The sequence below is a fragment of the Arthrobacter sp. 2YAF22_2 genome, assembly GCF_052114645.1.
GTDB lineage: Bacteria > Actinomycetota > Actinomycetes > Actinomycetales > Micrococcaceae > Arthrobacter.
The window spans coordinates 1-19,228 of the sequence record NZ_JBFRFD010000010.1 but is presented as its reverse complement, the minus strand read 5'-3'; the positions used below and the strand labels follow the sequence as shown (position 1 = coordinate 19,228).

At 68.6% G+C, this 19,228-nt stretch carries 20 protein-coding genes; 9 read left to right on the top strand and 11 right to left on the bottom strand.

From position 1 onward, the window contains the following. From AB4Y86_RS01170 to AB4Y86_RS01150, 5 genes are all read right to left on the bottom strand, one after another. Positions 1-184 (bottom strand): hypothetical protein (locus AB4Y86_RS01170; protein WP_441399592.1); only part of this gene is annotated, 184 nt, incomplete at its 3' end. 65 nt (positions 185-249) lie between these two features. Next, entirely contained in the window at positions 250-1,425 is a 1,176-nt protein-coding gene (locus AB4Y86_RS01165; protein ID WP_441399590.1) for an ABC transporter ATP-binding protein, read from the bottom strand. Next, entirely contained in the window at positions 1,422-3,014 is a 1,593-nt protein-coding gene (locus AB4Y86_RS01160; protein WP_441399588.1) for an ABC transporter permease, read from the bottom strand. The genes AB4Y86_RS01165 and AB4Y86_RS01160 overlap by 4 nt, the downstream gene beginning before the upstream one ends. Positions 3,015-3,018: 4 nt before the next feature. After that, on the bottom strand, positions 3,019-4,068 hold the full coding sequence (locus tag AB4Y86_RS01155) for an iron ABC transporter substrate-binding protein (protein WP_441399586.1): 1,050 nt from the start codon (positions 4,066-4,068) through the stop codon (positions 3,019-3,021). Between the two features lie 164 nt (positions 4,069-4,232). Next, entirely contained in the window at positions 4,233-5,558 is a 1,326-nt protein-coding gene (locus AB4Y86_RS01150) for a glycoside hydrolase family 76 protein (protein ID WP_441399584.1), read from the bottom strand. Positions 5,559-5,715: 157 nt separating this feature from the next. Here AB4Y86_RS01150 and AB4Y86_RS01145 point away from each other — a divergent pair, with 157 nt between their 5' ends. Next, positions 5,716-6,549, top strand: coding sequence for an SDR family NAD(P)-dependent oxidoreductase (locus AB4Y86_RS01145; RefSeq protein WP_441399582.1), 834 nt, complete (start codon positions 5,716-5,718; stop codon positions 6,547-6,549). Between the two features lie 80 nt (positions 6,550-6,629). Beyond that, a complete protein-coding gene (locus tag AB4Y86_RS01140; RefSeq protein ID WP_441399596.1) occupies positions 6,630-7,763 on the top strand; it encodes an acyl-CoA dehydrogenase family protein in 1,134 nt (377 codons plus the stop codon). Here the strand turns inward: AB4Y86_RS01140 and AB4Y86_RS01135 are convergent. Both AB4Y86_RS01135 and AB4Y86_RS01130 read right to left on the bottom strand, forming a co-directional pair. Then, positions 7,760-8,611, bottom strand: coding sequence for a DUF1684 domain-containing protein (locus AB4Y86_RS01135; protein WP_441399580.1), 852 nt, complete (start codon positions 8,609-8,611; stop codon positions 7,760-7,762). The two genes, AB4Y86_RS01140 and AB4Y86_RS01135, sit on opposite strands and share 4 nt — an antisense overlap. Positions 8,612-8,733: 122 nt before the next feature. Further along, the gene (locus tag AB4Y86_RS01130; RefSeq protein ID WP_441399578.1) at positions 8,734-9,369 is read right to left on the bottom strand and encodes a TetR/AcrR family transcriptional regulator; all 636 of its coding nucleotides are present in this window, start codon (positions 9,367-9,369) and stop codon (positions 8,734-8,736) included. 139 nt (positions 9,370-9,508) lie between these two features. Between AB4Y86_RS01130 and AB4Y86_RS01125 the strand changes: the two genes are divergently transcribed. Further along, complete coding sequence (locus AB4Y86_RS01125; RefSeq protein ID WP_441399576.1) at positions 9,509-10,189, top strand: NADPH-dependent F420 reductase; 681 nt, start codon at positions 9,509-9,511, stop codon at positions 10,187-10,189. 64 nt (positions 10,190-10,253) lie between these two features. On the opposite strand, the gene AB4Y86_RS01120 is transcribed toward AB4Y86_RS01125, so the two are convergent. Further along, positions 10,254-10,511 (bottom strand): hypothetical protein, encoded by a 258-nt coding sequence (locus AB4Y86_RS01120; protein WP_441399574.1) that lies wholly within the window; start codon positions 10,509-10,511, stop codon positions 10,254-10,256. 240 nt (positions 10,512-10,751) lie between these two features. Here AB4Y86_RS01120 and AB4Y86_RS01115 point away from each other — a divergent pair, with 240 nt between their 5' ends. The 4 genes from AB4Y86_RS01115 to AB4Y86_RS01100 all read left to right on the top strand — a co-directional run bounded on the left by AB4Y86_RS01115 (position 10,752) and on the right by AB4Y86_RS01100 (position 15,135). After that, a complete protein-coding gene (locus AB4Y86_RS01115) occupies positions 10,752-11,450 on the top strand; it encodes a TetR/AcrR family transcriptional regulator C-terminal domain-containing protein (RefSeq protein ID WP_441399572.1) in 699 nt (232 codons plus the stop codon). Between the two features lie 28 nt (positions 11,451-11,478). After that, positions 11,479-11,709 (top strand): zinc-ribbon domain-containing protein, encoded by a 231-nt coding sequence (locus tag AB4Y86_RS01110; RefSeq protein ID WP_441399570.1) that lies wholly within the window; start codon positions 11,479-11,481, stop codon positions 11,707-11,709. Between the two features lie 148 nt (positions 11,710-11,857). Then, positions 11,858-14,677: a phosphoenolpyruvate carboxylase gene (gene ppc / locus AB4Y86_RS01105; protein ID WP_441399568.1), complete on the top strand. Its 2,820-nt coding sequence runs from the start codon at positions 11,858-11,860 to the stop codon at positions 14,675-14,677. A gap of 152 nt (positions 14,678-14,829) precedes the next feature. After that, on the top strand, positions 14,830-15,135 hold the full coding sequence (locus tag AB4Y86_RS01100) for a hypothetical protein (RefSeq protein WP_441399566.1): 306 nt from the start codon (positions 14,830-14,832) through the stop codon (positions 15,133-15,135). Here the strand turns inward: AB4Y86_RS01100 and AB4Y86_RS01095 are convergent. Together AB4Y86_RS01095 and AB4Y86_RS01090 are read right to left on the bottom strand one after the other, a co-directional pair. Further along, entirely contained in the window at positions 15,132-15,755 is a 624-nt protein-coding gene (locus tag AB4Y86_RS01095) for a DedA family protein (RefSeq protein WP_441399564.1), read from the bottom strand. The genes AB4Y86_RS01100 and AB4Y86_RS01095 overlap by 4 nt on opposite strands. A 131-nt stretch (positions 15,756-15,886) precedes the next feature. Then, positions 15,887-16,855: a pseudouridine synthase gene (locus AB4Y86_RS01090; RefSeq protein ID WP_441399594.1), complete on the bottom strand. Its 969-nt coding sequence runs from the start codon at positions 16,853-16,855 to the stop codon at positions 15,887-15,889. A 258-nt stretch (positions 16,856-17,113) separates the two neighbouring features. Here AB4Y86_RS01090 and AB4Y86_RS01085 point away from each other — a divergent pair, with 258 nt between their 5' ends. After that, the gene (locus AB4Y86_RS01085; protein WP_441399562.1) at positions 17,114-17,773 is read left to right on the top strand and encodes an ArsR/SmtB family transcription factor; all 660 of its coding nucleotides are present in this window, start codon (positions 17,114-17,116) and stop codon (positions 17,771-17,773) included. Beyond that, on the top strand, positions 17,766-18,458 hold the full coding sequence (locus AB4Y86_RS01080) for an SRPBCC domain-containing protein (protein ID WP_441399560.1): 693 nt from the start codon (positions 17,766-17,768) through the stop codon (positions 18,456-18,458). Before AB4Y86_RS01085 ends, AB4Y86_RS01080 begins: the two co-directional genes overlap by 8 nt. A gap of 149 nt (positions 18,459-18,607) precedes the next feature. Here the strand turns inward: AB4Y86_RS01080 and AB4Y86_RS01075 are convergent. Then, the coding region (locus AB4Y86_RS01075) for an aminotransferase class I/II-fold pyridoxal phosphate-dependent enzyme (protein ID WP_441399558.1) at positions 18,608-19,228 on the bottom strand (621 nt) is incomplete at its 5' end.

The window sequence follows — 19,228 nt, the reverse complement described above, 5'->3', positions numbered from 1 at the left end:
GCATCCTGGTGTCGCCGTGCAACAGCCCGGTGAACCACCCGCCGGTGACGGTCGGATCGGCGGCCGCAGCGCCCGGGCTGTCCGCTGGGCCGCGGCCGCCCAACTGGCCTTCGGCGTCGAGCCACAACTGGGTGGGGGCGGCCACGGAACAGTGCTGACGGTGAAGCGCGGGCTGAACAGTCATGCGCCCCAGCCTATGTCGCACCGGAGCCCCGGCCTAGGACCGGCCCGCGGGACCCCAAGCCCGTTTCAGGCCTGCGGGGCGTCGTCCATCGGGAAGGCCACTGCCTCACCCACCACCCGCAGCGTCAGTTCGGTGCCGGGCCGGGCAATGGACGCATTCCAGTGCCGGATGGTGATGATCTCGCCCCCGCCGGGGTAGCGGTGGTCGGCCACGGCCCCCTCGGCGAGGACCGGAGGCACCGGAAGCTGGAGCCGTACGGTGGTTTCGGGACCGAAGTAGTCCGTGTCCACCACGGTCCCGCGGATGGGCCCGTCTTCGGCGATCCGGATCTGCTCGGGGCGGAGCATGAGCTGCACCCGGCCCTGGGCCGGCGGCCGGCGTACCGGAATGCCGCCCAGCGAGCAGGTGGCCAGCGACCCCTCCATCCAGGCGTCGAGGATGACCGCGTCGCCCAGGAACTCGGCCGTGGCACGGTCCGCGGGGCGGGTGTAGACCACGAACGGGTTGCCGATCTGCGCGAGTTTGCCGCCCCGCATCACCGCTACCTGGTCCGCGAAGGAGAGTGCCTCGGCCTGGTCGTGGGTGACCAGGATGGTGGTTACTCCGGCGTCGTGAAGGACCTTGCCGACGGTGCGCCGGGTGGCGACCCGCAGACCGGCGTCGAGCGCGGAGAACGGCTCGTCCAGCAGCATGAGCTCCGGCTCCCGGGCCAGGGCGCGGGCCAGCGCGACACGCTGCTGCTGGCCGCCGGAGAGCTGGTGCGGGCGCCGCTTGGCCATCGCCGGGTCCAGCGCGACCATTTCCAGCAGCTCGGCCACCCGGGCCTTGACGCCGCGGTGGCCGCCGGGGAGCTTGCCGGCGTCCAGACCGAAGGCAATGTTCTGGCCGACCGTCAGGTGCGGGAAGAGGGCGCCGTCCTGCGCCACGTAGCCCACGTGCCGCTTGTGCGCAGGGACCCAGACGCCGTCGCCGGCCACCTTGGTCCCGTTGAGGGAGATGCTGCCGGTCTCGGGGTGTTCGAAGCCGGCGATCAGCCGCAGCAGGGTGGTCTTGCCCGAGCCGGAGGGGCCCACGATCGCCGTCGTTCCGCCCTTGGCGACGGAGAGGTTGACGCCCTTGAGAACCGCCTGCGAACCGAAGTTCTTGGTGACGGCGTCGATTTCCAGGTGGCTGTTGGTGCTGGGGGCCACGGAGGCTGCGACCCGGGGTTCGGGAAGCCTGGAGGGGTGTTGTTCGGTCACTGTCCCGCTGCTTTCTTGGACTGCTGGAAGAGAAGGTAGGTCATCGGCGCCGAGATCAGGATCATCAACAGGGCGTAGGGCGCGGCGCCGGCATAGTCGATTTCGCTGCTCTTGCTCCAGAACTCCGTGGCCAGCGTCCGGGTCCCGTTGGGCGAGAGCAGCAGGGTGGCCGTCAGCTCGTTGACGATCGCGAGGAACACCAGTGCCGCACCGCCGGCCGCGGCCGGGGCCGTGAGGCGCAAGGTGACGCGGATGAATGCCAGCAGCGGGGGTTTGCCGAGGGCCTGCGCGGCCTCGTCGAGTTCCTTGGGGGCCTGCGAGAGCCCGGACCGGATGTTCACCAGCGCGCGCGGCAGGAACAGCAGCACGTAGGCGGCGACCAGCAGTCCGGTGGTCTGGTAGAGCGTCGGCGCCATCCGGATGCTGACGGTCACGAAGGCGAGGCYGACCACGATCCCCGGCATGGAGCTCGTGATGTAGTTGGAGAGCTCCAGGCCCTTGCTGAACCAGCTGGGACGCCGCACGGCCAGGTACGCCATCGGAAAGGCGACCACCGTGGTGACGGCGGCCCCGGCCAGCCCGTAACCGAGGGTCTGCAGCAGGGCGGGCAGGAACTCGTCCGCCGTCCAGATCTCCGGTCCGCCGGCGAAGATCCAGCGCAGCACGAAGGTCAGCGGCAGCCCGAACGCGAGCGCGGTGAGGGCCAGCAGGGAGAGTTGCGCGGGCAGCTGGTAGGCGTGCAGCGGCAGCCGCAGCGCGCGGGCCTGGGCCCCGGAACCGACCCGGGCGTACCGGGCGCTGCCCCTGCCGCGGACCTCCACCACTAGCAGGATCAGGCAGAAGAAGACCAGCACGCTGGCCAGCATGTTTCCGGCCGTCCCGTTGAAGGTGGACTGGAACTGGACCATGATCGCGGTGGTGAACGTGTCGAAGCGGATCATCGCGAAGGCGCCGTACTCGGCCAGCAGGTGCAGCGAGACCAGGAGCGCGCCGCCGGTCATCGCGATCCGCAGCTGCGGGAGCACCACCCGGAAGAACGCGCGCCATGCCCCAAGCCCCAGCGAGGCGGCGGACTGCTCGATCGCCGGATCCAGCCGGCTGAGTGTGGCGGCCGCCGGGATGTAGACCAACGGGAAGTACGACAGGGTGGCGATCAGCACACCGGACCAGAGCCCGCCCATGGAGGGCACTGCAGAAACCCAGGCATAGCTGTTGACGAAGGCCGGGATCGCCAGGGGCGCGGCGAGCAGCACGGCCCACCACTTGTGTCCCTTGAGGTTGGTGCGTTCCACCAGCCAGGCGCCGCCCACGCCCAGGACCAGGCAAAGCGGAACGGTGATGACCATGAGCAGCACGGTGTTGAGCAGGAGTTCACCCACCCGGGCACGGAAGATCAGGCTGACAGCGGTGTCCCAGCCGGTCGCGACCGTCATGAACGCAACATAGCCGAGTGGGATCAGCGAGAAGAGGGCGATCAGGACCGCCAGGATGGCGACCACGGAGACGCCGAAAGGCGGGCGGGGGCGCGTGCCCCGGCCCGCCGTCGTCGTGCTTCCGGTAGTTCCGGCCGCCGCCAGCGTTTTTGTCACCGGTTTAGAGCAGTCCCGCCTGGGTCATCATTTCGGTGACCTTGGCGGAGTTGAGCTTGGCCGGGTCGACCTTCGGGGCCTGCAGGTCCGTCAGCGGAACCAGCTTGTCATTGGACGGCACGCTGGAGCCGATGGCGTACTCGAAGGACGTGCCCTTCTGCAGCACCTCCTGGCCCTTCTTGCCGGTGATGAACTTGAGGAAGGCCTGGGCCGCGGCCGCGTTCTTCGAGGACTTGAGCACGCCGCCGCCGGAAACGGACACGAACGCGCCGGGATCCTGGTTCTTGAAGTAGTACGGCGTGACGTTCTTGGAGTTTTCGCCGGTCTTGGCCTGGTCGCCGTAGTAGTAGTAATGGTAGATCAGGGCGGCGTCGACCTCGCCGGCGTTGACGGCCTTCATGGCCGCGCTGTTGCCCTTGTAGGCCGTGGAGTTGTCCTTCATGCCCTTGAGCCAGTCCTTGGTGGCGGCTTCGCCCTTGAGTTCCAGCAGCGCCGAGACGATCGCCTGGAAGTCGGCGCCCGACGGCGACGCGGCCCACTTGCCCTTCCACTCGGGCTTGGCCAGGTCCAGCATCGACTTGGGCAGCTTGTCGGCGCTGATCTTGTTCTTGTCATAGACCAGGACCGTGGAGCGGGCCGCGATGCCGGTCCACTTGTTGGTGGACGGGCGGAAGTCGGCGGGAACCTGGTCCACCGTGGCCTTGTCCACGTCCGCGAACAGGCCGGCGTTTTCCACCTGGGCCATGGCGGGGGAGTTCTCGGTTAGGAACACGTCTGCCGGCGAGGCGGCGCCTTCCTGGATGATCTGGTTGGACATTTCGGTGTCCGAGCCCTGCCGGACGGTGACCTTGACGCCGGTCTCGGCGGTGAAGGCGTCCACCCATTCCTTGGTCAGGGTGTCGTGCTGGGCGTTGTATACCGTGATCGCGCCGGACGGTTTGCCGTCGGCCGCGGTGCTGCCGGAGGTCGAGGCGCCCGAGCCGCAGGCGGCGAGGCCGAGCGCGGCGGTGGCTGCAAGGGCGATGCCCGCCAGCGCATTGGTGCGGATCTTCATGAGGCTACTTTCTGCAAGGAAAAGGTCGTAGGTGCCTAACCTCCGTGAGCGGGAAGTTAGGGTGTGCTCACTACGAAAAACTGTAGGTTAGCCAAACCTAAGCAACCAAGCCGAGAGCGCCTTAAGTGAGGAGGATCACACGAATTAGGTAACCATTGCGTGACTTAATTGCCCGCCGGGGGTTCGGTGGCAGTACCCGGTGCAGGCTCCGCGGCGGTTTCCGTGCCGGTGTCCGCGGTGGTGTCGGTCTCGGCTTCTGCGCTGGTCTCCTCCGGGGCCGGGCGGGGTTTTCCGACGACGGGGAGCTTCCCGGCGATGGACGCCGCGGCCTCGAGCCCCATCCAGGCCTGCAGCTGGGTGGACAGTTCGACGGCGGCTCCAGCCGGGTAGCTGCGGCGCGCCGGCAGCTCGGGACGGGCCGAGAAGACCAGCCGGGTGCCCCTGCGTGCCAGCGGTTCCTGCGCCCCGACCACCCGGCGACCCTCCCAGAAGGCCTCCGCCGTGTCGGTCACCAGCAGGGCGGCGGTGGCCCGGACCTCGGCGGAGAGCCGCTCGTCGACCGCGGCCAGGGCAAGGTAGCGGACCAGGATCCCGGTAAAGAGCCCGCCGTCGCCGGTGCCCTCGCAGCGGAGCACCGTGCCCTTGCGTCCCAGCAGCGGCGCCGAGACGGTCAGGTTGGCCGCCACCGCCGCCACGAGCGCCGCCGCGCGGGTCAGGTTCGCCTCGCCGGCCAGCTCCAGCAGGGCACCCAGCACCGGGCCCTGGTTGTAGCTGTAGATGGCGCCCTCCAGTACCAGTTCGCCGCCCGGGGCGATCCGGAGGCCGTCCCGGTACAGGCCCTGTTCCGGGTCGTAGAGCTTCGCGTCGAGCCAGTCGAGCAGGGCCTGGGCTTTGGCGGCTTGCCCGGTCCTGGCGTAATACAGGGCCACCGGGCCCGTGGCCGGGGTGTTCTTGAAATCCCGCTTCTTGCTCCAGAACGTGCCGCCGCCGAGGTCGTCCGTTGACGCCGAGTCGAACTGGAGAGTGAGGCTCTTCAGGACCCGCGCGTTGCGGCGCCGGCCGGAGGTCTTGCGGGTGTCCTCCGCGAGCTTCTCCAACCGCAGGGTGGCCAGGGCAAGCCAGGCCATGTCGTCGTAGTAGTTGTTGACGACGGTCAGGAAGTTCCGCAGCCGGATGCCGGTGACCAGCCGGGAGGCCAGTTTTCCGGCGCTGGGGAGATTGTCGCCGTCGAACCTGGCCGGAGTGTGGCCCCCGGTGCCGAGTTCGCGGCGGCCGGCGTCCACAAGGCAGTCCACATAGTGCGCCTGCCACCAGTAGTGCCACGGCCGGGCCAGGTTCTTGAGCCGGCCGGACGGTCGGGCGATCGCGGCGATGTGGGTGCCGGGCAGGAAGAAGAGCCGCTGCCCGAACAAGCGGGTCACCGAACGCGCGGCCTCGTCGGCGCGGAAAGACCAGTTCGGGACGGGGGAGTGGGCAGCGGCTGCGGTCATGGTGCAAGCCTAGTAGCGACGGCGGTCCCGGCGCGGAATCTAGGGGCCGGGGTGCGCAATGTTTGCATTCCAGTTAACCTGAACTAACTAATGTTCCCCGGTGCCGTGGGCTGTGCAGTCTCACGGCGGGATCGTGGTTCCACATCAAGGAGGATGCATGGACGTCTTGGGTACTGTCGCACTGATCACCGGCGGCGCGTCCGGCCTGGGGGCCGCCACGGCGCGGCGACTGTTCGACGCCGGTGCTTCCGTGGTGCTGGTGGATCTGCCGGCCTCGGCCGGGGAGGACTTCGCCGCCGAACTCAACGCTCGCGGCCACGCGGCTGCCGGGGCCCCGGCGGGCACCGGCAGCCCGGAACCTGCGAACCATGCCGTCTTTGTCCCCGCGGACGTCACCAACGAAGAGCAGGTGCAGGCCGCCGTCGACGCCGCCGCCGCCCTGGGGCCGTTGCGGGTCGTGGTGAACTGTGCGGGCATAGGCACCCCTGGCAAGGTGCTGGGCCGCGAGGGAGTGCTCCCGCTGGCAACGTTCAACCGCGTGATCCAGATCAACCTTGTGGGCACTTTCAACGTCATCCGCCTGGCCGCCGCCGCGATGGCCGCCACCGAACCGGCCGTCACGGAGCTGGGCGGCCCGGAGCGCGGCGTCATCATCAACACAGCCTCCGTAGCGGCCTTCGACGGCCAGATCGGCCAGCCCGCCTATGCTGCCTCCAAGGGGGCCGTCGCCGCCATGACCCTGCCGATCGCCCGGGAACTGGCGCGTTCGCTGATCCGCGTCGTCACGATCGCGCCGGGGATCTTCGAAACCCCCATGATGGCCGGGCTTCCGCAGGAGGCGCAGGACTCGCTGGGGCAGCAGGTGCCGCACCCGTCCCGGCTGGGCCGGCCGGCCGAGTACGCCAACCTCGCCGCCCACATCGTTGACAATGCGATGCTCAACGGGGAGACCATCCGGCTCGACGGCGCCATCCGGATGGGACCGAAGTGACGCTCGTCGTGGACACTCCTGCCTCCATTGACCGGGCCCCTGCCGGACTGCCGACCGCCGATTTCTTTGACTTCGAATCGATGCTCAATGCCGCCGAGCAGGCCAAGCTGGCGGAGCTGCGTGAGTTCCTGGCCCGTGAGGTGGCGCCGTTCGCCACCCAGTGGTGGAATGACGCCGAGTTTCCGGCGTACATCCTGCCCAAGCTGGCGGCGCTGGAGCTTAGCGCCCCGGCCCAGCGCGGCTACAGCAACCTGTTCGCCGGCMTTGTCATCGCCGAGATGACCCGGGTGGACACCTCGCTCGCGACGTTCTTCCTGGTGCACCACGACCTGTTCGTGGAATCCCTGTACGGCTTCGGGTCCGAGGAGCAAAAGGCCCGGCTGCTCTCCGACGCGGCGAACCTGCGGACCACCGGGGCGTTCGCGCTGACCGAGCCGGATCACGGCTCGGACGTCGCGGGCGGCATGGTAACCACCGCGCGCCGGGTCTCCGGCGGGGACGCCGGCGACTACTGGCTGCTCAACGGCGCCAAGCGCTGGATCGGCAACGGGACGTTCTGCGACTACATGCTGGTCTGGGCCCGTGATGAGGCCGACGGCGGAATCCGCGGCTTCATCGTCGACGCCACGCTGCCCGGCGTCACCCGCAGCCGGATCGAAAACAAGATCGCGCTGCGCACGGTGCAGAACGCGGACATCGTGTTCGCCGACGTCCGGGTGCCCGAATCGGACCGCTTCGCCGGGATCAACAGCTTCGAGGACACCAACGAGCTGCTGCGCGGTTCGCGGATCATGGTTGCGTGGCAGGGTGTGGGGCAGCAGCTGGCCGCGTTCGACGTCGCCCGGCAGTACGCCGTTGAACGCCATCAATTCGGGCGGCCGCTGGCCAAGTTCCAGCTGGTCCAGCAACAGCTGGTGACGATGCTCGRCAACGCCGTGGCCAGCATGGGCATGATGGTCCGCATCACACAGCTGCAGGATGAAGGCGCCGCGGACATGCCCCAGGTGGCGCTGGCGAAATCCTATGTGACTGCCCGGATGCGCGAAACCGTGGCAATGGGCCGGTCCCTGCTGGGCGGCAACGGGATCGTGACGGATTACCGGATGGCCAAGATCTTCGCCGACGCCGAGGCGATCTACACCTACGAGGGCTCGTACGAGATCAACACCCTGATTGTGGGCCGCGCCGTGACCGGCGTGTCCGCGATCGTCTAGCCCTCGGACCCCGGCAGGGGGTTGGGCTGCTTCTCGCCGGCCTCGATCCGGTAGTCCAGGCTGTTGTTCTTCACCGGCATGGGGCAGGTGCCGTAAGGGGTGAAGGCGCTGGGGTAGTTAATGGCCCGGTTAAAGTCCAGGACCACGGTCCTGTTTCCCCTGGAATCGATGCGGGGCCTGGCGGTGGTGACCTTGCGCCATTCGTCGGTCGAGTCCCCGTTGGTCTCGTCGTGGAAGGTCACGGTCAGGGCGCCGAGTTTCTCCTCCTCGGCCTGCAGGCGGCTCTCATGTTCCTGGCCGGGCAACCGGAAGACGAGCTCGCCGACGGAACGGTGCACCCCGTCCACCAGCGGGTTGGCGGTGCCGATGGGGACGTCCACGGGCTCGGGGTAGGGCGTGAACCGCGCCTCGAGAACGAGGTCCGGCCGGTAGCCGAAGGTGGGCACGCCGTCGAACCCGGTGAACACGGGCGACACCGAGTCCCGGGTGCGGAGCGCGTACCGGTCTGCCCGCATCGCGAGTTCCACCACGGCCTGCCGGCCATCGTCACCGCCGTACTGGACCCACAGCAGGGACTCCTCGTCGGCCAGGGCCGCGCTGATGGTCCCGTCGACCGGTTCGCCGGTCTCGACGAGTGTCAGGCCGTCGGCCGCGTCGGCGGTGAGGAACGCCGTCGTGCCGTCCGTGGACCACAGGCCGGGGACGAGGTCGACGGCGGCCGGCCGCTCCGCCAGCCACTGGAACGATGTCAGCGTGAGCCAGCCGTAGGGGCTGGCGAGGGCCGCGTTGCGATTTTTCCGGAAGCGCTGCCAGCGGGCGAGCTGCGGGTCGGGCTGCTGCGTGCTCATGGGGTCCTCTCAGGCGGTGAGTTGCTGCCCAAGATACAACCGAAGACCGGTGCGGCGAATTCCTCCCCAAGTAACTCGCAATTGTTGCCGCTTTGCGCGCTCAAAACGTCAACAACTGCCGGTCAGTTGGGGGCGGGCGTCGTTGACAGGGCGGCGGCCACGAGCTGCGCCGCTGTAGTACGGGCGGCGGCGGCCGCGGCGGGGTCGGCGTCGAGGACGCCGCTGGCCAGGCCGCCGTCGAGGACCAGGCTCAGGCTGCGGGCCAGTCGGTCCGGCTCCTGAACTCCGGCCTGCTCTGCCAAGTCCCGGATCCAGGCCAGAATGTGCTGTTTGTGGGCGACCGTCCGCTCGTGCACCCGGGTGCCGGAGGCTGATTCGGCGGCCGCGTTGATGAATGCACAGCCGCGGTAGCCGTCGCGGCGGCAGGCCGTGGACAGGGCGTCGAAGAGTCCGACCAGTTGATCCGCGGGGTCCGGCCCGGCGGCGTCGGCGGCGGCGTGCAACTGCCCGGACCAGACCTCATCCACCCGCTCGAGATAGGCCAAAATCAGGTCATCCTTGGCCGGAAAATACTTGTAGAACGTGGCCTTCGCGACCCCGGACTCGGCGATGATGGTGTCGATGCCGGCCGCCCGCAGGCCTTGGGCATAGAAGAGCCGGAAGGCCGTGGCCAGGATCTTGTCCTTTGCCTGTCCTGCCGGGGTCCGGGCAGCGCGCTGCCCTGCGGCGGTAGGCGCGGTGGCTGCTGTCGGCGTCATGCCTTCATGGTACACAGACCAGTCTGTCTGCGACCTCCGCTTGGACCTTGCTGTAGACAGACCTGTCTGATAGCGTCTCGGCAAGAGCAGACAAGCCTGTCTACCCGTTGTTCCCGAATCCTTCTCGAAAGAGGTCTCCGTGAAAATTGCAGTATTTGGCACCGGCACCGTCGGACCCGCCGTCGCCGGCGCGCTGGCGAAGCTCGGCCACGACGTCGTCATCGGAACCCGCGATCCCCAGGCCTCGCTGGCCCGGACCGAGGCCGGCCCGATGGGCGGCGTCCCGTTTGCCCGGTGGCATGCGGAACACAGCGATACCGTGGTGACGACCTTCGCCGAGGCAGCTGCGGACAGCGACATCGTTTTCAACGCCACCAACGGCACCGGATCACTGGACGCGCTCACCGCCGCGGGCGCCGTCAACCTGGCCGGCAAGGTCATTGTGGACATCGCGAACCCGCTCGATTTCTCCCAGGGCTTCCCGCCGTCCCTGAACCCGGTGAACACCGACAGCCTCGGCGAACAGCTCCAGCGGGCTTTTCCGGACGCGCGGGTGGTCAAGACCCTCAACACGATGAACGCCAGTGTCATGGTGGACCCGGCAAGCGTGGCCGGCGGCGACCACTCGGTGTTTGTCGCCGGCAACGACGCGGAGGCCAAAACGGTGGTAGCCGGACTGCTGGCGGAGCTCGGCCACCGCGACATCATCGATTTGGGCGACATCACTGCGGCCCGCGGAACAGAGATGCTCCTGCCGGTCTGGCTGCGGCTCATGGGCACCTTCGGCAATGCGGACTTCAACTTCAAGATCGCGCGGTAGGCGCCCCGGCGCTCCTGCCGCCGGCAAATCCGGCAGGCGGGGCGGCTCCGGTAGCCCGGGCGGCTTAGATAACGCCCGGGTAGCTGGAGAGGATGTAGTCAGCGGCCGCGGGCCCCTTCATGCGGAGCGGCGTGCGTCCGGGGCGGATCCTTTTCTGCTTCATGGCCACCCAGAAGTCGTCTTCGGGCCGGGGCGCTGTCTGGGACAGGAAACACCAACTCGTGTAGATCCCGTAAAGGCAATCCCGTCCGAGGACGGCGCCCGGTGCGGCGTCGTGCGCGGTGGCTTCCTGAAGGAACTGGTCGTACTGCGAATATGCCATGACTGGCTCGTTTCCGCTGGGTGCATTTTGTGCCGCCGAGGGCTACAGCAGCTGATGCTTGGAGGCCATGCACGGGGCGTTAGCAGGGTCTCGGAGGCGGCGATTTCCGCCGATCCGAGGATGGTGCTGGATATCTCTCTACAACGTAGACGTTACGCGTAGACTACATGATAAGCAAGCGTGCTAATTTGCCGTCCGCCGGGCGGCTTGAAGGTTCGCCCGCTACCCGATCGGAGCCTCATGCCACCCGCAGAACTGCCGGAGGTTCACCCGGCGACCGCCTCAAAACCGCGGCTCAGCCGGGAGGTGGTGCTCGCCGCCGCGCTGGCCCTGATTGACGCCGAAGGGCTGGACGCACTCACCATGCGGCGCCTCGGGCAAGAGCTCGGCCGGGACCCGATGGGGCTGTATCGCTATACGGCAAACCGGGCGGCGGTGTTGGACGGCGTCTCGGAACTCGTCCTGAACGAACTCGCCATCTTCCCCGACGACCCGGACTGGCAGGCCCAGCTCCGGCGCATCGCCCACGACCTGCGCGAACTGGCGCTCCGGCACCCGAACGTTGTGCCACTGCTGGTAACCCGCCCGCTCTCGACGCCGCTGGGCCTGCGCCCGCTGGGGACGCTGCGGCCCCTGGAACAGATTCTGTCCCTGTTGATTGATGCCGGGTTCGCCCCGGCCGACGCACTTCACGTTTACCGCGCCTACTACGGCTATCTGTACGGGCACATCCTCAACGAATTGCAGGAGTTCATCGTCGATCCGGAGGAGAATGAAGCCCTGCTCCGGTTGGGCCTGCACCGGTTGCCGCCCAAGGAATTTCCCCGGCTCCGGGCCTTGGCCCCCGTCCTGGTCGACTACGACGGCATGGCCGAACTGGACGAAGGCATCACCATCCTGCTCAGCGGACTCGCCGCGCGCCTGTCCTCGCGGGCCTAACACTCCATCTCGCCGGAAGGCTTCCAGCATGTTCCTCCTCTTTGGCTTCAAGACCGTCCTGAGCGATAGGCCCGGACGGCTCGCCACCTGCCAGTACTGCGGGCAGTTCGTCCACCATCAACTCCAAGAGCGGGCCACGAAGTTCACGGTTTTCTTCATCCCGGTCTTCACCACGGCCAGGAGCTACCGGATTACCTGCTCGAACTGCGGCCGGACTTCGGCGATCAGGGCGCGGCAGAAAAACGCCCTGGCCTGGTGAACGGGGTAGCCGTCCAGGGGGCGGACACTTCTTCGCGGCGGTTCCCGCTTTCCCGCGAGCCGGGTAACATCCGAGGGGTACAAGTAACCCGGCTCACAGTATCCAGCGCAGTGTACGAGCCAAGTCGAACCCTCGAAAGATAGTTTCCATGGCTGACACTGCATTGACTTCCGGCGCGGATCTCGCCTCGGAACTGCGCGCCGATGTCCGCCGGGTGTCCACCCTCCTCGGCGAATCCCTGGTCCGTCAGCACGGCCCCGAACTCCTGGCCCTCGTTGAGCAGGTGCGCCTGCTGACGAAGGAATCCAAGGAGGCCGCCCGCGGCGGTGCCGATGCCACCGGGCCGTGGAGCTCGTACGACGTCGTCGCCCAGGTCCGCGAACTCCTCGGCTCACTGCCGCTAGAGCAGGCGACCGACCTGGTCCGGGCGTTCGCGTTCTACTTCCACTTGGCCAACGCCGCCGAGCAGGTGCACCGGGTCCGCGGCCTGCGGAACCGGCCGGAAAAGGATGGCTGGCTCGCCAAGGCGGTCGAGGAAATCGCGGAACAGGCCGGTCCCGCCGTGCTCCAGGAGGTGGTGGACGAACTCGACGTCCGGCCGGTCTTCACCGCGCACCCTACCGAAGCTTCCCGCCGGTCGGTCCTGGACAAGATCCGCAGGCTCTCCGACGTGTTGGCCGAGGCCACCAAGGAGGGCACCTCGGCACGCCGCCGCCAGGACCGCCAGCTGGCCGAGGTGATCGACCAGATGTGGCAGACGGACGAGCTCCGTCAGGTCCGGCCCAGCCCCGTAGACGAGGCCCGGAACGCGATCTATTACCTCACCGGCATCCTCACCGACGCCATGCCGGAAATGCTCTCGGACCTGTCAGATCTTGTCGGCGAGCACGGTGCCACCCTCCCGGTCGCCAAGGCACCGATCCGCTTTGGCTCCTGGATCGGCGGGGACCGGGACGGCAACCCCAACGTCACCGCCGCCGCCACCCGGGAGATCCTACAGATCCAGAACCAGCACGCCATCCGAATCAGCATCGGCCTGATCGACGGGCTGATTTCCATCCTGTCCAATTCGACGGCGCTGGCGGCAGCGGACCAGGCCCTGCTGGACTCGATCGACGTCGACCTGCGAAACCTGCCCGGGCTGGACCGCCGGGTCCTGGAACTGAACGCGCAGGAACCGTACCGGCTCAAGCTCACCTGCATCAAGGCCAAGCTGCTCAATACCGGCCGCCGGGTGGCCGCCGGGTCCGCCCACGAGCCGGGCCGCGATTATGCCGCCACCGCGGAACTGCTCGGCGAACTGGGCCTGCTGGAAGCTTCGCTGCGCCGCCACGAGGCCGGGCTCGCCGCCGACGGCGCATTGGCCCGGGCGCGCCGGGCAATCGCCTCCTTCGGGCTGCACCTTGCCACGCTGGACATCCGCGAACACGCAGACCGCCACCACGACGCCGTCGGGCAATTGATGGACCGTCTGGGCGGACCGGGCGTGCGGTACGCCGAACTGAGCCGCGCCGAGCGGCTGGAGGTGCTGGGCTGGGAGCTTGCGTCCCGCCGGCCGCTCTCGGGCCACCCGATTAAGCTCGACGGCGACKCSGACRGCACCTACGACGTCTTCCGCGAGATCCGCCGGGCGCTGCGCAGCTACGGCCCGGACGTGATCGAGACGTACATCGTCTCCATGACGCGCGGCGCGGACGATGTGCTGGCCGCCGCCGTGCTGGCCCGCGAGGCCGGGCTGCTGAACCTCTTCGGGGCGGCACCCTATGCCAGGATCGGCTTCGCCCCGCTGCTGGAGACCGTCGAGGAGCTGCGCGCCTCGGCGGAAATCGTGGATGCTCTGCTGTCGGATTCGTCCTACCGCGAGCTGGTCCGGCTGCGCGGCGACGTGCAGGAAATCATGCTCGGCTACTCCGACTCCAACAAGGAATCCGGGGTGATGACGAGCCAGTGGGAGATCTACAAGACCCAGCGCAAACTGCGCGACGTCGCCGCTCGGCACGGTGTCAGGCTGCGGCTCTTCCACGGCCGCGGCGGCTCCGTGGGCCGCGGCGGSGGKCCGACCTACGACGCGATCATGGCCCAGCCCAATGGGGTGCTTGAAGGCGAGATCAAGTTCACCGAGCAGGGCGAGGTCATCTCGGACAAGTACTCGCTGCCCGAGCTGGCCCGCGAGAACCTCGAACTCTCGCTCGCGGCGGTGCTCCAGGGCTCGGCGCTGCACCGCACCCCGCGCACTTCCGAGGACCAGCGGGTGCGGTACGACCACGTCATGGAGACGCTTTCGGACGCTGCGTTCGCCCGGTACCGGACCCTGATCGAGGACCCGGACCTGCCCGCCTACTTCATGGCGTCCACCCCGGTGGAACAGCTGGCGTCGCTGAATATCGGCTCGCGGCCCTCCAAGCGCCCGGATTCCGGGGCAGGGCTCGAGGGACTGCGGGCCATCCCGTGGGTATTCGGCTGGACCCAGTCGCGGCAGATCGTGCCGGGCTGGTTCGGCGTCGGCTCCGGGCTCAAGGCAGCCCGCGAGGCCGGTCACGCCGAGCAGCTTAAGGAGATGATGGCGGGCTGGCATTTCTTCCGTTCCGTGCTTTCCAACGTCGAAATGACGCTGGCCAAGACCGACATGGACATTGCCGGCTACTACGTCTCCACCCTGGTCCCGGCCGAGCTGCACCACCTGTTCCACACCATTCGGGCCGAGTTCGCGCTGACCGTGGCCGAAGTCCAGAACCTTACAGGCGAGGACCTGCTGCTCGACGCGCAGCCGACGCTCAAGCGCTCGCTGGAGATCCGCGACCAGTACCTCGATCCGATCAGCTACCTGCAGGTGGAGCTGCTGCGTCGCGTCCGGGCGGAGGCCGCCGCCGGGGAGGGCATGCCCAGCGCAGGGATCGACGAACGGCTCCAGCGCGCCATGCTGATCACCGTCAACGGCGTCGCCGCCGGGTTGCGCAACACCGGCTAACCGGACGCTCCCGCACGTCTCGCAAGGTTTTTCCGGACGCTCCCGCACGTCTCGCAMGGTTTTTCCGGACGCTCCCGCACGTCCTGCGGGAGGGTCTGCTCGAATCCGGCAGGATCTGCGGGAGGGTCGGAGCCCCGGCTAGGCTTGAACCCATGCCGTCCTTCCAGACCAGACTCAAGATCACCGGGCTGAAGCCGGGCAACCCGCCGGAAGCCGTGATGGCCGCCGCTGTCGAGGCCCTTGAGTCGCGGCACCATGTGGAGTCCAACCAGCTGGAACTCGCCGGCGGCGTGCCGCAGCTGAACCTGCGTTTCCTGGTGGACGCCACCGCCTATTCTGCCGAGAACAGCCAGGCCCTGACGTCGGCCGCCATGATGCGCGACGCCGTCGAACGCGTTGCGGTGACCGGGAACCTGATAGTGCTGCGCCGCAACCGGGGCCGCTGGGCGCCGATCTAGAAGTCCAGTTCCTTGTCCGGGTCTTCCACCGGGGAGGGGCTGCCGCGGCGGCGGGTAACGATCACGCCGACGACGGCACCGATCGCCAGGCCGGCGCCGACACCGATCAGGGAACTGGCCCAAAAGGGCAGCCGGGTGGTCGAACCGGTGACGTACCCCAGGCCCACCGACCAGACCGCCCAGAGTGCGCCGCCCAGAGCCGCACAGAAGCTGAAGCCGCGGGTGGACACGTTGGCGATGCCGGCCGCGGCCGTGGCGGCCAGCCGGCCGCCGGGGATAAAACGGATGCCGATGATGGCGCCGTAAGTCGAAGATCGGCCCGCCTTGGCGATGGCCCGATGCACCCCGCTGTGAAACTGCCGGCCCCAGCTCCACCGGTCCAGCACATGGCTGAGGCGCCGCTTGAACAGCTGGAAGACCACGAGGTCGCCGAGCCAGGAGGCCAGGGCGGCGATCAGGACCACCAAGAACACATTGGCGCGGCCCTCGGCGGACAAGGCGCCGGCGGTGATGACCAGCATTTCGGAGGGGACCGGCGGAAAGATGGCGTCGGCGAAGACCGCGGGGCCGATCCAGAAGTAGATCGCGGATCCCCAGGCGTCCACATTGGCCAGGTCCATGGCCACAAGTTACCCCATCAGCGGGGCCGCGGCTGAGCACCCTGGCCAACGCCGGCTGCGCCGCGGCTAAGCACCCTGGCCAACGCCGGCTGCGCCGCGGCGCGCTGGGGGTACCGGTGCGGCTGGTACGGCTAGCGGGCTTCGGAAAGCTCGAGCCGGCTGCGGTACTCCACCGGGCTGCCCGAGATGGGGTCCACGAAGCGGATGCCGCGGGCCAGGAGCTGGAGCGGCTTGGCGTAGTCGTCCGGCGCCTTGTCCAGCAGCTCGGGATAAAACGCGTCGTTCACAATCCCGAGGCCCAGCGACGCCATGTGCACGCGGAGCTGGTGGGTCTTCCCGGAATGGGGCTCCAACCGGTACAGAGCGCGGCGCGGCGCGGCGCCGTCGGCCGCTGCACCGCTGGCGGGCCCGGCGTCGGACGTCCCGGCGAAGGTGCGGAGCCGCTCGATCCTGGTCTCGGCGTTGGGTTCGCCCTCGATGACCTCGGCGAGCAGGTAGCTGCGGGACTTGGTCATCCGGTTCCGCACCACCACGGGGAAGTCGACGGCGGGATGCCCCGGGCCCGGCTCCGCAGCGGACACGCACTCGTATTCCTTCCGGACCAGGCGCTTCTCGAAGAGCACCTGGTACTTCCCGCGGGTCGCCGGGTTGGTCGAGAGCAGCAGGATGCCTGCCGTCATACGGTCCAGGCGGTGCATCGGAATCAGGTCCGGCAGCTCCAGCTGGTTCCTCAGGCGCACCAGGGCCGACTCCTGAATGTAGGTGCCGCCGGGCGTGGTGGGCAGGAAGTGCGGCTTGTCGACGACCAGGAGATGTTCGTCCAGGTGCAGGATGTTCAGCTCTACCGGGATCCGGGTTTCCGGCGGCAACGAGCGGTAGTACCAGATGAAGGTGTGGCGCTCCAGCGGGGTGGTGCGGTCCAACGGAATGCCGGCCTCGCCCACGATCTCGCCGGCGTCGAAGCGGTCCTCGATCCCCTGCGGGTCGATGTGCCCCCAGCGGTGCATCATGTAGTCCATCGCGGTGTCCCAGGGCCCCTCGTCCGGCAGCCGGAGGCGGGTGGCGTTCACGCCGTCGCGCACGGGAAGGGGGGATTGCATCACCGCCCCATTCTACTTTGCCGCCCAGGACACTCACCCAACCCCCGGTTGCCCCGGCCGCGCGCACCCCTGGCCCCGCCCGCCCCGGCCCGACCGCCAGCCCGCGCCCACCTCAGGCCCCGGCCGAGCTGGGCCCGCTTCGACGGTTCCGCGCCCGCTCGACGATTCCAAGCGTCGAGCCAGCACGGAACCGTCGAAACGGCGCCGACAGTATAAAAGTTCTTGACAAATAAAACTGTCGGTGAGCAAACTTGAAGCATGTTGGACATTGCAGTGATTGAGGATCCCGCCGCCGCTGAGGCCTCGCTGGATCCGATCCGGACCCGCATTCTGCGGGAGTTGGCCGAGCCGGGGTCCGCGACGCAGCTCGCCGCGAAGGTGGGCCTGCCGCGGCAACAGGTGAATTACCATCTCAAGTCCCTCGAGCGGCACGGCCTCGTCGAACTCGTGGAGGAGCGGCGCCGCGGCAACGTCACCGAACGCATCCTGCGGGCGACGGCGGCCTCGTACCTGATTTCCCCTTCGGCGCTGGCCTCGGTGGCGCCAGATCCGCACCGTTACTCGGACCGGTTCTCGGCCTTCTGGCTGCTGGCGCTCGCGGGGCGCATGGTCCAGGAGCTGGGCAGGCTCATCGCCGGGGCGGCAGCGGCCCGAAAGACGCTCCCCACCTTCGCCATCGACGGCGAGATCACGTTCCGCTCCGCCGCGGACCGGGCCGCCTTCGCCGCGGAGCTCGGCCTCGCGGTGGCCCGGTTGGTGGACACGTACGACGACGGCGGCCCGGCCGCGGCAGGCGCTCCGGCCGCCGGCTCGCGGGCTCCGGGCACAGGACGCAAACACCGCCTCGTCGTCGCCCTCCACCCGACCCTGAAATCCTCACCCGGAACACCGAACGCCAAGGAGCGCGACCATGACTGACAAGCGGGACTTCGAAATCGTCTACGACACCGAACTGCCCGGGACGCCGGAGCGCGTCTGGGAAGCGGTCACCCGCGGAACCCCGGCCTGGATGTTCCCCACGGACCAGTGGCCGGCCGTCAGGACCGTGGCGGAATACCCTTCGCACCTTGTCTCCCGGATGGACGGTCCCGACGGCTGGTTCAACCAGCTCGAGCACGTGCTGGAACCGCTGGACGGCGGACGGGCGCGGCTGCACTACGTCCACAGCGGCATCTTCACGGACAACTGGGACGAGCAGTACGACGGCGCCAGCAAGCACACCGCCTTCTACCTGCACACCCTGGGCCAGTACCTGGAGCACTTCGATGGCAGGCCCGTGGTCTTCACGGACATCCAGGCGCCGTCCGCGTCCCAGGCCCCGGACGGCTTCGACCGGCTCAAGAAGGCCCTCGGCGTCGACGGATCGGCCCCGGGCGACACGGTGGAGTTGGACGTCGACGGCGTCGGGCACCTGTCCGGCGAAATTGACTACTCCAACGAGCACTTCCTCGGACTGCGGACCGCCGATGCGATGTACCGCTTCTTCGGGCGCAACAACTTCGGGGCGCCGGTGGGCATGACCGTGCACGATTTCAGCGGAAGCGGTGATGCCGGAGCGGCGGCGACGGCTTGGGGCGCATTCCTCGACAAGGTCTACGTGTAGCCGCGGCGCCGTCGTCACGCCTCGCCGTCGCGCCGTTTCGACGGTTCCGTGCGCCCTCGATGTTTCCAAGCATCTACCCGGCATGGAACCGTCGAAACAGGCGGTGATGCAGGGGGAGTGGCGCGGCGCGGGGAGGGTGCGCGGACGGGTCAGGCGATGGCGGCGGCGGGCGGGGGCGCAAGGCTCCGGCGCAGCTGCGGGGCACCGTCCAGCCGGGCTTGGGCCGCGCGCAGGGCCAGGACTGCGGTCTCCAATTGCTCCGGCGGCAGGGTGAAGGGCAGCCGCAGGTAGTGCTCGAAGGCCCCGCCGACGCCGAACCGAGGCCCTGCCGCGAGCCTGATGCCGAAATCGGGGGCGAGTACTGCGAGGGCCGTGCTGACCGGGTCCGGAAGCCGGCACCAGACGGACAGGCCGCCGTCGGGCCGTTCGGGCTCCCAGCCCGGTAGGTGCCCGCGGACCAGCTCCAGCAGGGTGTCCCGGTTTTCGCGCAGTGCGGCGAGCCGGGCGGGAAGGGGCTCTGCCAGGTCGTTGACCAGGTGCACCGCCGCGAGCTGCTCCACTACCGGGCCGCCGAGGTCGAAGGTGGTGCGGGCCGCGGCGAAGCGCTGGATCAACGGCGGGCTGGCCCGGATCCAACCTGTGCGGAGCCCCGCCCAGTGCGACTTGCTGAGCGATCCGATCGACACCACGGCCGGGCTGAACGCGGCCATCGGAGTGGAACGGGCGCCGTCGAGGTTCAGCTCCCGCAGCGTCTCGTCCRCCACCAGCAC